Here is a 14,748-nt window from a genome sequence, read left to right on the forward strand (position 1 = left end):
GTTTAAGCCGCGGTATTGGAAGCGAGTGAATACCACGGCTTCGGTGAATGCTAATGAAACCGAAATGCACAGTGATTATCAATTGGTGGATAAACAAACTATCAGAAAGTCGATATGATTTATCTTTAGGCTTTGCCGTTTTTACTTGTTTAATTTTTAGCTTCATTGGGGGTATTGAAATCGAGCAGAATATACGATACCCCCAATACTCCCCCCAGAAGTTTGTTTATGTCAGTTTAGCTTTGTTTAGTTCGGTATAGCATAGAGTTGCTGTGATTGGTTTGGTAAGGTTTTTGTTTAGGTGGGAATAGTTTGGTTTAGCTTGTCATGGCGTCCCCTGCAGGAATCGAACCTACAACTAGCCCTTAGGAGGGGCTCGTTATATCCATTTAACTAAGGGGACTCAAAGAAAGTATTATAATGTTAACGTCCGGCATTCTACTTCTGACTTCTAATTGAATCAAGTTGTTACGTTGAATTTCTTTTGTAAAAGCGCAAAAAAAAGACGTTAGGTTAACTTTTGTTCAATGTGATGTCTAAGATATAAAAGTAGCCAATTTAGCGGCATATTCCTAATGTCGCTATCCATTAGGTGATGTAAAAAATGTGTTTAGAAAGAAAGCAGGGCTTATATTGGTCTGGTGAATAGAATGAAAAATAAACAATCTGACTCAACAGGGCTGTAGCTCAGGAGCAATAAAATAATTAGTCAAAATAACCGTAAGTTACCCATTTATTGTCTACGATACGGTCTCAGACTTAACCAATCGTGCATTTGATCACTTTTCTTATAAAAAAAGCTCACTTAAATAGGGTATAATTAACATTATTGCTGCTTGGTCATTTTGAGCACTCAAATTGGTTAACAATTATATCTATTTGGTTTTAATATAAACACATTGGTTTATAATTCGAAGAAAAGTGCCATGACTGTGGTACAGGGAATGGAGAGTATTATGAAGTTTCGCATGAGTGGCATGCTTCTTGCGGGAGTCTTGCTTGCTGGGTGCTCGAGCTCAATTAATCCTGAAACTCAGGAGCGTTCAGATCCGCTCGAAGGTTTTAACCGAGCAATGTTCAATTTTAACTACAATGTGTTAGATCCTTATGTATTGAGGCCTGTGGCTGTTGCTTGGCGTGACTATGTGCCTATGCCGGCGCGTAACGGTTTAACCAATTTTTTTGTTAACCTTGAAGAACCTGCTAGCATGCTAAATAGCTTCCTACGAGGTGAAGTCACTCAAGGTTTCAAACACTTTAACCGTTTCTTTCTTAACACCGTATTTGGTGTTGGTGGGCTTATTGATGTTGCTTCAATGGCTAACCCTCAGCTCGCTAAGGAAGAGCCTAAACGTTTTGGTAATACATTGGGCTACTATGATGTGGGTTATGGTCCTTATGTGGTATTGCCAGGGTATGGCAGCTTCACACCGCGAGAAGAGGGGGGAAATCTAGTCGATGACCTATATCCGATGCTGAGCTATTTAACATTTTGGATGTCAGCAGGTAAATGGGCCTTAGAAGGGATTGAAACGCGGTCACAGTTACTTGATTCCGACGGGTTGTTGAAAAATTCATCAGATCCGTATTTGCTAATGCGCGAGGCTTATTTCCAGCGTAATGATTTCTTGTCTAGTGGCGGGGAATTGAAAGCTACAGAAAATCCTAATGCGGCTGCAATTGAAGGCGAATTAGATTCTATTGATTAGAAACAAGGATTAAGTCTGAGTTGAAGCTATCACTCTCTTTTGCGATTAAGCATTAGAGAGTGATAAGAGTATTATTCATTGCCTCGTTTTCCTCGAGAAGTGATAGCGTCAATAAGTGCAATAACACCTAAAACACCGATAAAGCCAACCGTAAATAATGTTCCCATACAATATCTCCTATGTTGTCATATTTGCCTCTTTAGTCATTAACGGTTAGCTTTTTATAGCGCTTAAACGTTAATTTATTTTGCCTATATGTCAGTGATACCACACCGAATTAAACAATAACTATATTGTACTCAGCATAGTGACAAGAACATGCAGGGTGTGTGATGTTATGAAAAAGAAGTGCAAAACTATTTACAACGAAATGATTGATACAAAAGAAACTGAAATAGTTTTACAGTGGTAAGCTGAATATAGTGCCAATGATAAGAATTTCACTAATCAGCTACAACTTAATTTATAGATTCAGCGGGGTAAAAGTCAAGCGTAACTCAGGCTAGAAGGGCGTTAATCCCCATTTTTAGCTAGAACGTAGTAGTGTATTTTGCTATTTAAATTAGAATGCCATGTTTATTTTTAATCAAGAAAAGCAAATGCTAGTTAAATCGTTCGGAAAAGACGGTGTTTTTAGTGCGAAAAAGGTTATTTTATTTGTGCGCTTTTTGTTTAATGACAGTGAAGAAATTTTTGAAATAGGTAGAAGAAATTACGGAAGATTGTATAAACTTCAATGATGAATTTTTTACTGATAATACAATTGAGTTGTTTAGATTATCTTGTTGTATCAGAAAATATAACAGGGGAATAACTCCCCCTGTTATATATTTGAAATGGCAGATTAGAAGGTATAGTTAAAGTTCACACCGTATAGCCACGCCGATCCTTCAGATTTAAATTGATATGCTGGAAGTGGAATTTTATCACTCTCACTTAGTTTTTCTGAAATATTCACTTTCTTACCATACATATAAGAAATACCAAGGTCTACAGAAGCATTCTCGTTAAATGCATAGGTTGTCCCCGCACTTAACCAGTAGCGATCTTGGTCTGGGATAGAAATTGAACGATATTTGGTTGGAACAGGACTTTCGTCATAGGCAATACCAGTACGGAATGTCCAGTTATCATCATAGTAATAAGTGGTACCGACAGCAAAACGCCAAGCATCTTTAAAGTTTTCAGCCTTGTGGAATAATTCTTTCCCATCACTACTGCGATATGCTGTTAAATCTTTGAATTCGCTCCAGCCAGTATAGGCTACGCTGTAGTGTAGTGCCCATTGAGGGGCAACTTTATGGTAACCTGAGAATTCCCAAATATCAGGCAGGTTTAGGTCAAGTTTACCTTTGATTTTTTCACCACCAGTACCGACTAATGGCAGGTTACTTGGTAAATTGGCTGGTAGGTCATTTGAGTATTTACCGTCTTTAAATTTAACCGTCACTTTAGAGCGGTAAGTCAAACTAAAGCGGTTGTCCGGATTGAGTTCATAGAGGATACCCGCGTTCCAACCGTAACCCCAATCATCGCCTGTGAGTTTTGCCGTTGTGGTACTAGCTGGAATAGGTGGTAATCCAAGTAGTGGTGTTAATTTCCCTAAATCACCTGCATGGCGGGTGATTTCAGCATCGGCATAAACGGCATTGACACCTAAGCCAAAGCTAAAATTCTCATTTAAGCGATATGCCCCACTTAAATTTAAATTCGCGGTTTTAAGGTCAGTTTTACCGCCGATAGGGCCAGCAGCATAATTTTTACTGAAGTCAGTTGCTAGGCCAAAGTTGGTGGTCATGGATGTGCCCACAGCCCACTTATCATTGATAGGAAAAATAAAGTGAGCATTAGGTACTAGTGCACTTGGTGCAATATCATTTGCAGTCAAGTTACTTCCTAAAGGAGATGCCCCACGTCCTTTAATATCAACACTAGGGTCGATATAAACCGCACCGACTGAAATGGCTGGACGATCGAATAACATCATTGCAGCAGGGTTACGACTACCTTCACTTGCGTTATCGCCAATTGCGCCGGCACCAGAAAATGCGCGTCCGAGCGCAGATGTGGAATATTCATTAAGCAAAAAACCAGCGGCACCCGCATTGGATGAAATCATTGCCACTGCTATTGCTAAAGCTGATCGAGTAAATAGGTTTTGTAATCCCCCCGAAAAATCGCAGCAGTTATTTATAGAAAATTCTATTAAAATAAACTCAAGGAGTTTTCTATGCGTAAATCAAAATTCACTGATAGCCAGATATTGGCAATCATTAAACAAAATGAAAGTGGTATGCCCGTTCCAGAACTCTGCCGAGAACATGGTGTTAGCTCTGCAACATTTTATAAGTGGCGAGCTAAATTCGGCGGTATGGATGCTTCGTTGATGAAGCGAATGAAAGAACTCGAAGACGAAAACCGTCGGCTCAAAAAAATGTATGCGGAAGAACGTCTCAAAGCTGAGATTCGTTTGGAGGCGCTTGAGGGAAAGTTATAAAGCCATCTCATCGTAAGGAGATGGCTAAGGCTGCCGCAATTAAGTATGACATAAGCATTCGCTTTGCTTGCTTGTGCATGAATGTGAGCGAAAGCTGCTTTTACTATCAAAGTAAACTTAATGCTGAAAACGATCAGATTGCTGACTGGCTAATACGCCTAACCGAAAACAAAAAACGTTGGGGGTTTGGTCTATGTTTCTTGTATTTACGCAACGTAAAGGGCTTCGCATGGAACCACAAGCGCGTTTATCGAATTTATTGTGAGTTGGAGCTTAATCTTAGAATTAGGCCTCGCAAACGCTTAAAACGCGATAAGCCTGATGCCCTCAGTGTGCCTGTAGCCATTAACCAAGTATGGTCTATGGATTTTATGTCAGACAGCTTAGCCAGTGGCCGCAGCATTCGAACCTTTAATGTCATTGATGATTTTAATCGTGAATGCTTAGCGATTGATGTTGATTTATCGTTGCCTAGCGCACGAGTTATTCGGTCGTTAGAACAAGTCATCGAGTGGCGCGGTAAACCCAAAGCGATACGATGCGACAACGGACCAGAATATATTTCAGGAGAGCTAATAAACTGGGCAACACGGCAGCAAATTACCTTACTTTATATTCAGCCTGGCAAGCCTACACAAAATGCTTACATTGAACGCTTTAACCGAACAGCTCGTCATGAATGGCTTGATTTAAATATATTTGAGAGCGTTGAGCACGCTCAAGAACTTGCCACACAGTGGCTTTGGACTTATAACAATGAGCGGCCGAATACGGCGATTGGAGGAATACCCCCGAGACAGCGATTACAGGTAGCTTAAACTCTATAAATAGTTACTGTGAAAAGTGGGGGGATTACAGTTTTTCTGGCTCATGACCAAAACCCTCTTGTTTATTATTTATAGTAGGCGACTTCTATCGCAAGAAGCGCAGAATTGTAGGGTCGCTTGCCTCTATGACAAATCAGACCAGTTACTAGAGTATAGGTCTGACCACCTCATGTGTTGCAAGTATGTTTTTTGTTTATCTCTAAAATGTTTTCAAAATTGAGACGTATTTAACAAAATGGCAACATATGATGAGGGCGATTCTACTTTTAATGATTATTTATGGGGTTAGATCAAACTTATAGCGGATAGTCTGAGATTCTATTGGCGACACACTGGTTTTTCCCTCTTTTTCAGCGGTATGATAACCACTTAACAGTGTGTTGATTTGGAGAATAAAATGACTGATGCGATTAACCGTTGTAGCGCGGAAGAGACTGCTGCTTGCTGCTGTGTAGATGTAGGTACAGTTTTGGATAACAAAGATTGCACTGCGTCGTATCAGCATGTATTCGCAAGCCAAGAAGAGGCAGAATCCATGTTGAAACAACTGACAGAAAAAGCAAGGTCGGTTGAATCAGATCCTTGTGTTATCAGCCATACTATTGACCATGTTGACGGTCGGTTTGAGTTATCGGCTAATTTTACGTTTAGCTGTGAAGCAGAAAGTCTCATTTTTCAATTAGGTTTGCGTTAATCAAACGGATGATTAACTTTTCATTTCCTTCACTATGGTAAAATTTAACGATAGTGAAGGATCTTTATTGTAAACATATCTCTTTTTCCGCGCTTGGTTTCTTTTCTTTTTTCTTTCATTAATCTTCATCAAGTTGTGTGCAAGCTCGCATTTTCTCAATGTTGCTATTTTCCGAATGTAAATTTTATGTTAACAATGGTGACAGGTCAGACCTCTTTGGGCGGTAGTACATTATCAACGTGATGTTGAAGAAAGTGACACTTTCTCTATCAACTCTTAAAAGAGAGGGAGAGGAACAGCTTATTCACATATGCCATCATATTTAAAATATGGGTCTAACAGGTTACTGCCGTGGTACACATGAAAGGTTTATAGGTCATCAAACTTTTTATCACTTTTTAGCAGGAGCTACCATGAACCAACTTTCCCACCATGGTGAAAGCAATTATCCGGCAAAGGAAAGGATCGCAATCATTAGCGGCCTTCGTTTACCTTTTGCCAAGCAAGCGACAGCATATCAAGGAATTGCAGCAGTTGATCTGGGAAAAGCCGTTGTTGCAGAGTTGCTAACCCGAACCGGTATAGAAAAGCAACTTATTGAACAACTTGTATTTGGGCAAGTTGTACAGATGCCTGAAGCACCTAATATTGCACGGGAGATCGTATTAGGAACAGGCATGAGCGTTTCGACAGATGCTTATAGTGTTTCACGTGCGTGTGCTACTAGCTTTCAAGCAATGGCGAACATCGCTGAGAGCATGATGGCAGGGCATATCTCAATCGGGATCGCCGGAGGGGCAGACTCATCTTCGGTATTGCCTATTGGGGTATCTAAAAAGTTGGCAGCCACACTTTTATCTTTGAGCAAAGCCAAATCCTTTGGTCAGAAACTGTCATTAATGTCTAAATTGCGTTTAAAGGATTTATTGCCCGTTGCGCCAGCTGTTGCTGAATATTCAACTGGTTTGCGCATGGGGGATACCGCAGAACAAATGGCAAAAAGCTATCACATCACCCGAGAACAACAAGATGAGCTTGCCCATCGTTCACATTTGCTTGCGACTAAAGCTTGGGAAAGTGGTGTGTTGCAACAAGAAGTCATGACGGCATATATGCCTCCATTCAAGCAAGCATTTACACAAGATAATAATATTCGTACCAACTCTATCCTATCGTCTTATGCTAAGTTAAAACCAGCCTTTGACCGTAAACACGGTACTGTCACCGCCGCGAATAGTACACCATTAACAGACGGAGCTGCCGCTGTGTTAATGATGACCGAATCTCGTGCTAAAGCGTTGGGCTATACACCGTTAGGCTATATTCGTAGTTTTGCATTTTCAGCCATCGATGTTTGGCAAGACATGTTATTAGGTCCATCCTATGCAACACCGATAGCCCTTAAACGGGCAGGTTTGTCACTACAAGACTTAACGTTAATTGATATGCATGAAGCCTTTGCCGCCCAAACATTGGCCAATATTAAACTCTTTTCGAGCCGCCAATTTGCCCAAGAAAAATTGGGGCTATCAAAAGAAATTGGCGAAGTAGATATGGATAAGTTTAATGTGTTGGGGGGATCTATTGCTTATGGGCATCCCTTTGCTGCAACAGGGGCGCGTATGGTGACGCAAACTCTTCATGAATTACGTCGACGTGGTGGTGGGTTTGGTTTAACCACAGCATGTGCTGCGGGCGGTTTAGGTGCCGCAATGATTTTGGAGGTGGAATAATGACACACCATTCGGAAACCGAAGTTCAAGCAGAGTGCATCCAAGATGCATTTCGCCTTGAGGTTCACGCTCAAACGGTTGGCGTGATTTTCATTGATGTGCCGAATGAAAAAGTTAACACGCTAAAAGCGGAGTTTGCACAACAATTTTTGGCCATTTTACAGCAGGCGCAATCGACTTCTGGCTTAAAAGGGCTAGTCATCACCTCGGGTAAAAAAGACAGTTTTATCGCGGGTGCGGATATTAGCATGATCGCGGATTGTAAAAGTAAAGAGGAAGCCAGTGAGTTATCGCGGGAAGGGCATAAACTCTTTGATAAGTTAGAGAGCTATCCATTGCCGATTGTTGCTGCTATTCATGGTGCTTGTCTTGGTGGGGGGCTAGAATTAGCGCTCGCGTGTCATGTTAGGGTCTGTTCCAATGATACGAAAACCCGTTTAGGTTTGCCTGAGGTACAGCTTGGTTTACTACCTGGGTCTGGGGGCACTCAACGTTTACCTAAATTGATTGGTATTCCCAATGCGTTAGATATGATGTTGACTGGGAGGCAGTTACGCGCAAAACAGGCACAGAGAATGGGGCTGGTTGATGATGTCGTACCGGACACCATTTTGTTAGATGTAGCGATAGCGATGGCTAAAAAAGGCAAAGTCCAACGTGCTCCACTTCCGTGGCAACAAAGGCTACTCAGTAGTAGTTTATTACGTAATAAAGTTTTTTCTAGTGCCAAACAAACAGTGATGCGCAAAACCAAAGGGCATTATCCTGCACCAGAAAAGATAATCCAAGTGGTCAAAACGGGTGTTGAAAAAGGTGCTAAAGCAGGATACGAAGCGGAAGCAAAAGCGTTTGGCGAGCTAGTCATGACACCAGAATCAGCCGCTTTACGTAGTCTATTCTTTGCTACAACGTCATTGAAAAATGAAACGGGATCTTCAGCTAAGCCATTAAAATTTAATCAAATTGGTATCTTAGGTGGTGGTTTGATGGGGGGTGGCATTGCATTTGTAACAGCAATGAAAGGTAACCTTCCTGTTCGTATCAAAGATATTAATGATAAAGGGGTAACTCACGCATTAGGGTATAGCTGGGAGTTATTAACACAAAGAGTTAATAAAAGGCGAATGCTTGCGCGTGAACGTAGTGCTGTGATGGCGAAAATATCAGGAACCTTAACTTATCAAGGTTTTGAGCATGCAGATATCGTTGTTGAAGCTGTTTTTGAAGATTTGGCTTTGAAACGAAAAATGGTGACCGAAGTACAAAATGTGACTCAAGGAAAAGCCATTTTTGCATCAAATACATCATCGTTACCTATTCATCAAATTGCTGAACCTGCCGCTCACCCAGAAAAAGTGATTGGTCTGCATTACTTTAGTCCTGTCGATAAAATGCCTTTAGTCGAAGTGATCCCCCATCAAAAAACAGATGATGAAACGATCGCAACCGTCGTGGCGTTTGCCAAACGCCAAGGTAAAACGGCAATCGTGGTTGGGGATGATGCAGGTTTTTATGTGAATCGTATTTTAGCCCCTTACTTATGTGAAGCTGCCGAATGTTTAATGGCTGGGGAATCAATTGAACATATTGATAGTGCTTTAGTCGATTTTGGTTTCCCTGTCGGGCCATTCAACTTACTTGATGAAGTCGGTATTGACGTAGGAACGAAAATCTTACCTATTTTAGTGAATCGCTTTGGTGATAGGTTCAAGGCGCCTGATCTTTTAGACAAAGTGAATAAAGATGACCGTAAAGGTAAGAAAAACGGGAAAGGTTTTTATTTATATGGACATCAACCATCCTCTAAGCTGCGCTTTTGGAAAAAATCTAAAAAACGTCAGGTAGATAAGAGCATCTATTCATTAATCAATGTGCATCCAAAAAACCATTTAAGTAAAATTGATATTGCTGAACGCTGTGTGATGCTTATGCTCAATGAAGCTGTTCGCTGCTTAGATGAGAAGATTATTCAAAATGCACGTGATGGTGATATCGGTGCGGTCTTTGGTATTGGTTTCCCTCCTTTCTTTGGTGGGCCATTCCGTTATATGGATAGTCTTGGGATCCAAAAAACAGTGGATACGATGAATAATCTAGCCGAACGTTATGGTGATAAATTCCGTCCGTGTGAGCTTTTATGCAAAATGGCAGAAGAAAATAAGACATTTTTTCAGTAAGTGATGATTGAGAATCATTAGCTCACTAGATAAAGCTCGGATTAACAACTCAGAATACAAGGCCTGATATATTTGCTCCAGTTGGCAATTATCAGGCTTTTTATTTGTTGAGTAGAACGATTATTGTTAAGGTAAACGGTTGGAAAATAGTATTTGTTTATGAAATACCTGACATACCTTGATTAAGAGAGTGTGCCAAATTTTATGTGTTTTTCAGACAAAATCAGTGACAAAAAACTACTCAGGTCATTTTATTTGCTAGAAGTTTGATGCAGAATCACTCTTCGCCCCACTGATGGTGACTTTTACAACAAATTATATTAACAAAAAGATTAGCCAATGCTTGTCGTTAGGCTACTCAGATGGTGGATTATGCAAGTTTATATTATGCGTCATGGTGATGCAGCGTTACAGGCTGCGAGTGATGCGGCTAGAGTATTAACCCAGAAGGGAAAAGATGATTCGGCCTTGATGGCTCAATGGTTGAATAAACGTAACCCTGCCATTGATAATATCCTTGTTAGCCCTTATGTCCGAGCTGAACAAACATTGCAGGTTGTGCGAGAACATCTTAGCTTACCTCATCAAGCGACAGTCATGGATATGTTGACCCCCGGTGGTAATGCGGCATTTGTGGCTGATCATATTCGTGATTTGGCAATAATGGGCGCTAATGCAGTGCTGGTGGTTTCACATTTACCGCTGGTGGGGTATTTGGTGTCGGAATTATGCCCCCATGAGGCTCCACCTATGTTTATCACCTCCTCAATTGCATGTATTGAGTTGGATGTGAAACGTCATAACGCTCACCTTGAGTGGATGTTAAGTCCAGCACAGCTTTCTGTGAATCAGTAATCACGGATTTATGTTATCGATTTGCCCCTTAAGGGGCCTTGAATTTTTTAAACGTAAGTTTTTTTCAACTGACTAAACAGTCGCTTGCTAGCGTCTAGTATGCTCTTGGGTTTCAATAAGTAGTAGCAAAGATGCATTACCTCCCCATTCTTTAGGTGCTTGATGGAAAGCGATAATATCAGGATGTTGTGCTAACCAAAGTGGGGTTTGCTGCTTTAAAATATGTTTACCATGACCATGCATAATACAGGCGCAGAAGACATTTTCGCGTTTACATGCTGCGATTAGTGCGCCAATTTCTTGTTTAGCTTCCATTTGAGTTAGGCCATGTAAATCGAGGAATAGTTCAGGAACATAGTCTCCTCTACGCAACTTTTTCAGCTCATACGGGTTTGACCCCGGTTTTAAATAGCGTGTAGGACCTTCATCTTCCAACTGGGGTTGGAACTCATCTGAAAAGTAAAATGAAGCATCAACTTGTTCTTGTTGTACTTTTTTTACAGAAGGTTGTGTCACTTTAGCGCGAATAGGTGGGTGCAGCATTTGATCTTGCTGAATTTTTTTGGTTCCGCGAATAGCCTCTTTAAATAGAAGAATATCATCTTCTTGTAACCCAAATTTATTTTTCATTTTTTATAAACTGTCTTTTTTCGTCAATCTTATTTTCTTTAGTGTAACCTATTTTGGGATGTGGCGGATATAACGTTGAGAGATAAGCTTTAGCTAACAATTTTTTAACTAAATATCCGAGTTTATATTGACAAGCGTTGTTTTATTAGGCTAATTGTATATACATATATAGACCTTTTATTCTAAACGCTATATTTAATGGCGTAGCACCTGTATCAAGCTGTTGTGTTACTGAGACTTTTTATCATCACATCTAAGCATGATTGACGTCATAGAAAACATAACAAATTGTTTTATCAATATAAAAAGGTATTACTAACCCTTATAGGACTCATTATGTCATTTAAAACACTTGCTCATGATGTTATTTGGCGAAATGGACGTATTGCAACCATGGATGCGAATCTCAATGTGGCGTATGGGCTTTTAGAAAATCACGATATGGTGACGCGAGATAACTTGATTGTTGCAATTGTTCCAAAGGGGGAACTTGATAGTCGTGATGCGAAGGTTATCGATCTCGAAGGGCGCTTAGTGACGCCAGGGCTAATTGACTGCCATACACATCTTGTTTTTGGTGGTAATCGTGCCGCAGAGTGGGAACAACGTATGAATGGTGTCTCCTATGAAGCGATTAGCCAGCAAGGTGGTGGAATTAATTCAACAGTTAGGGCAACACGGTCGCTCAATGAAGAGCAATTATATCAAGTCTCACAGCCGCGTTTAGAAGCTTTGATCCGCGAAGGGGTGACGACAATTGAAATGAAATCAGGCTATGGTTTGGACTTAGAAAGCGAGCAAAAGCAGTTGATGGTTGCAAAAAAACTCGCTGAATCCTATCCAGTGACCGTGAGTTCCACGCTATTATCAGCACATACTGTACCTCCTGAATATAAAGATAAATCAGATGAATATATTGACCTGATTTGTTGTGACATTATGCCTAAGTTGTGGGAGCAGGGGCTATTTGAAGCGGTAGATGTATTTTGTGAAAGTGTCGGTTTCTCACTTGAGCAAAGCCAAAAATTATTTTCTGCGGCTCAAAAGTTAGGCATTCCAGTCAAAGGCCATGTTGAGCAGCTATCAAATCTTGGTGGCAGCGAATTGGTGGCTAGTTTTAAAGGGCTTTCAGTTGACCATATTGAATATCTTGATCTTAAAGGAATTCGCGCATTAAAAGAGAGTGGTACGGTTGCTGTATTGTTACCGGGGGCATTTTATTTTTTAAGGGAAACGAAGTTGCCACCGATAGACTTATTGCGTGAACACCAAGTTCCCATGGCAGTATCGACAGACTTTAACCCAGGAACAAGCCCTTTTGCATCGTTGCGAATGATAATGAACATGGCAGCCGTTTTATTTAGACTAACACCTGAAGAGATTTGGGCTGGCGTGACCTGCCATGCCGCGAAAGCTTTAGGTCGTGAAGATAGCCATGGACAATTAAAAACGGGCTATCAGGCAGACTTTGTCGTGTGGAATGCTGTCGATCCTGTTGAAATGATTTATGAGCAGGGGAGTCAGCCTTTGTATATGCGAGTTTATCAAGGAAGAATTAGCCATCAAAATGACTAACTAAACAGCGGGATATATTGTGCTAAGGGTTATTTAATAATGAACTAAGGTATCAATGGAAATATCCATCACATTATTTTTATTGATTCTGAAAAATAAGTTGAAAAACGTCCATTTATCCCGTTATTTGTTGGTTATGAAAGGTATTAAATCACTATCACAGTTCGCTTGATGGTTGATGGTTGATGGTTGATGGTTGATGGTTGCTGGTTGTGGTGATGAATGGGGATTTCAATATCGATAAGGTTTCCCCACTGCTTAGCAATAGGCGGCATTATGGAGCGCGTAAACTGAGCCTTATTTTTGATTTTTAAAGTGATTTATTAAATAATAAAATTCTTATTGCTTAATGTTATGAGTATTATCAATACTTTGTATTATGCAACTAATAGCCTATAAGATAGGGTGAATTGCTGTTTTTGAATCTTAATAGGCATACTCATTAGAGTGGAACTATTAAGTTTTATTTGCGACTGTCAGTATTTGTGTTGTTTGTTAGTACAACCCAAAGGTATGAAGGTAACCCTTATATTTCATGTGTTTATATTTAAAATACACGCGAAGGGTTTGGCATTTTACGTTTAAAATGGAAATAATTGTGACAGCCGATAAAAAGGGGAATCGGGACACGCCTATCCCACTCTACTTGCAAGTAAAACAATTGATCATTGAGAAAATCCATACAGGGCAATGGCAAGCGAATGATCGCGTTCCTTCTGAATCAGAACTCGTCAAACAGTTTGAATGTAGCCGCATGACCGCAAATCGTGCATTAAGGGAACTGACCGCAGAGGGATTACTAGTCCGCGTGCAAGGTATAGGTACTTTCGTTGCTGAGCCTAAAGGCCAATCGGCATTATTTGAAGTCCATAGTATTGAAGCTGAAATTCTTGCAAGAAATCATCATTATAGCTGTCGAATTATTAAATTAGAGCAGGTACCTGCTTCAATTTCACTGGCTAGTGAACTGAATATTTCCCCTGAAACCCCAGTATTTCATTCCATCATTGTGCACTACGAAAACGAAATTGCGGTGCAAATTGAGGATAGATATGTCAATGCATTGGCTGCACCTGAGTATTTACAACAAAATTTTACGACCATCACACCCCATGATTACCTGTCGATGGTTGCGCCTTTAACTGAAGGTGAGCATATTGTGGAAGCGGTTGAGGCCGATGAGCGAGCCGCTAAATTATTGAATATTGCTGTGGGATCATCCTGTTTGTTAATTTCTCGGCGGACTTGGTCTCAATCTTTTGTTGTCACCAGCACTAAACTGCTCTTTCCAGGACATCGCTATAAATTAAAAGGGCACTTCACCTCTTAATTAAAAAAAGCAACGCATTATTGTGTTGCTTTCTATCTTCACGTTAATCAATGCCTATACAGCCAGTATCCTGTCGCACAGACGATTATCAATATTGCACTGAAAATAAAAAACTTAAGCCATGAACGCTTTTTTGCAGCAGGTTGCGTATCAGTGGGCTGTGCATGAATTGTTGGTAGTGGGTCTACTTCAGTCTCAGTTGTCCACAGAGATTTAATGATCTGATGCAGCTTCAGTTGCATGTCATGTGAAAGAACAATAGACGCATTATTCTCATCCAAAATGTGGAGAGTCGTGGTGATTTTTTGTGAAAGGGCAATCAAGTAGCTGCCGCGGATCGCCGTATATTGACGTCCATGATGTTCAATATCATCAAGAATGGTTGTTGGATATTCCGTAGAGCCATCACTGTTCATATACGCGAATAGGGAGGGGGGAGAGTCACTATTATCCCCTGAAATCAATTCAAAGCTAATTTGTGAGCCAACTTTTTTTGACGCGATCCAAAATAGAGTATCACTCAAATGATGAGCAAACTCTTGGGTCAATTGCTCTAGCCTCTCACTATTAGTCTCATGTCGCCTCTTTGCAAATTGAGCGAATAGGTTGTTTTCCATGATTTATCCGAATTTAGGTGTGCATTTTTTATCTTTAGAGATTTTAAACACATAGATAAGGTAAATAGTCTGAATTGGTTAGTCTCTTTAGGTAATTTTGCATT

General features: G+C 40.4%; 12 protein-coding genes and 1 tRNA gene. 8 read left to right on the top strand and 5 right to left on the bottom strand.

Going from position 1 to position 14,748, the window contains the following annotated elements; genetic code table 11:
* Positions 1 to 328: 328 nt before the first annotated feature.
* Positions 329 to 403, bottom strand: a tRNA-Arg gene (locus M1F03_RS07965).
* Between the two features lie 553 nt (positions 404 to 956).
* On the opposite strand from M1F03_RS07965, the gene mlaA reads away from it, so the two are divergent.
* Positions 957 to 1,709, top strand: coding sequence for a phospholipid-binding lipoprotein MlaA (gene mlaA / locus M1F03_RS07970; protein ID WP_154623994.1), 753 nt, complete (start codon positions 957 to 959; stop codon positions 1,707 to 1,709).
* Between the two features lie 844 nt (positions 1,710 to 2,553).
* Here the strand turns inward: mlaA and fadL are convergent.
* The gene (gene fadL / locus M1F03_RS07975; protein WP_318840134.1) at positions 2,554 to 3,903 is read right to left on the bottom strand and encodes a long-chain fatty acid transporter FadL; all 1,350 of its coding nucleotides are present in this window, start codon (positions 3,901 to 3,903) and stop codon (positions 2,554 to 2,556) included.
* A 36-nt stretch (positions 3,904 to 3,939) separates the two neighbouring features.
* Between fadL and M1F03_RS07980 the strand changes: the two genes are divergently transcribed.
* From M1F03_RS07980 to sixA, 5 genes are all read left to right on the top strand, one after another.
* A protein-coding gene (locus M1F03_RS07980) for an IS3 family transposase (protein ID WP_374195714.1) occupies positions 3,940 to 5,024 on the top strand; the annotation gives its coding sequence in 2 pieces (ribosomal slippage) (positions 3,940 to 4,201 and positions 4,201 to 5,024; 1,086 coding nt in all).
* Between the two features lie 406 nt (positions 5,025 to 5,430).
* Positions 5,431 to 5,727, top strand: a complete 297-nt coding sequence (locus M1F03_RS07985) for a YfcZ/YiiS family protein (RefSeq protein ID WP_250000325.1) — start codon at positions 5,431 to 5,433, stop codon at positions 5,725 to 5,727.
* Between the two features lie 413 nt (positions 5,728 to 6,140).
* The gene (gene fadI, locus M1F03_RS07990) at positions 6,141 to 7,460 is read left to right on the top strand and encodes an acetyl-CoA C-acyltransferase FadI (protein ID WP_154623996.1); all 1,320 of its coding nucleotides are present in this window, start codon (positions 6,141 to 6,143) and stop codon (positions 7,458 to 7,460) included.
* Positions 7,460 to 9,637: a fatty acid oxidation complex subunit alpha FadJ gene (gene fadJ, locus M1F03_RS07995; RefSeq protein ID WP_318840121.1), complete on the top strand. Its 2,178-nt coding sequence runs from the start codon at positions 7,460 to 7,462 to the stop codon at positions 9,635 to 9,637. Before fadI ends, fadJ begins: the two co-directional genes overlap by 1 nt.
* A 372-nt stretch (positions 9,638 to 10,009) precedes the next feature.
* A complete protein-coding gene (sixA, locus tag M1F03_RS08000) occupies positions 10,010 to 10,492 on the top strand; it encodes a phosphohistidine phosphatase SixA (protein ID WP_154623998.1) in 483 nt (160 codons plus the stop codon).
* 87 nt (positions 10,493 to 10,579) lie between these two features.
* Here sixA and smrB read toward each other — a convergent pair whose 3' ends face one another.
* Positions 10,580 to 11,122, bottom strand: coding sequence for an endonuclease SmrB (gene smrB / locus M1F03_RS08005; protein ID WP_154623999.1), 543 nt, complete (start codon positions 11,120 to 11,122; stop codon positions 10,580 to 10,582).
* Positions 11,123 to 11,458: 336 nt separating this feature from the next.
* On the opposite strand from smrB, the gene hutI reads away from it, so the two are divergent.
* On the top strand, positions 11,459 to 12,697 hold the full coding sequence (gene hutI, locus M1F03_RS08010; protein ID WP_163861085.1) for an imidazolonepropionase: 1,239 nt from the start codon (positions 11,459 to 11,461) through the stop codon (positions 12,695 to 12,697).
* Positions 12,698 to 12,843: 146 nt separating this feature from the next.
* Here hutI and M1F03_RS08015 read toward each other — a convergent pair whose 3' ends face one another.
* Positions 12,844 to 12,972 carry a hypothetical protein gene (locus tag M1F03_RS08015; RefSeq protein ID WP_318840122.1) on the bottom strand — a complete coding sequence of 43 codons (129 nt, stop codon included), beginning with the start codon at positions 12,970 to 12,972 and terminating at the stop codon, positions 12,844 to 12,846.
* Positions 12,973 to 13,283: 311 nt separating this feature from the next.
* Between M1F03_RS08015 and hutC the strand changes: the two genes are divergently transcribed.
* The gene (hutC, locus tag M1F03_RS08020; RefSeq protein WP_163861087.1) at positions 13,284 to 14,027 is read left to right on the top strand and encodes a histidine utilization repressor; all 744 of its coding nucleotides are present in this window, start codon (positions 13,284 to 13,286) and stop codon (positions 14,025 to 14,027) included.
* A 47-nt stretch (positions 14,028 to 14,074) separates the two neighbouring features.
* On the opposite strand, the gene M1F03_RS08025 is transcribed toward hutC, so the two are convergent.
* Complete coding sequence (locus tag M1F03_RS08025; protein WP_154624002.1) at positions 14,075 to 14,644, bottom strand: hypothetical protein; 570 nt, start codon at positions 14,642 to 14,644, stop codon at positions 14,075 to 14,077.
* Positions 14,645 to 14,748: the final 104 nt, after the last annotated feature.

The organism is Providencia sp. PROV080, from assembly GCF_033688105.1.
Lineage (GTDB): Bacteria > Pseudomonadota > Gammaproteobacteria > Enterobacterales > Enterobacteriaceae > Providencia > Providencia zhejiangensis.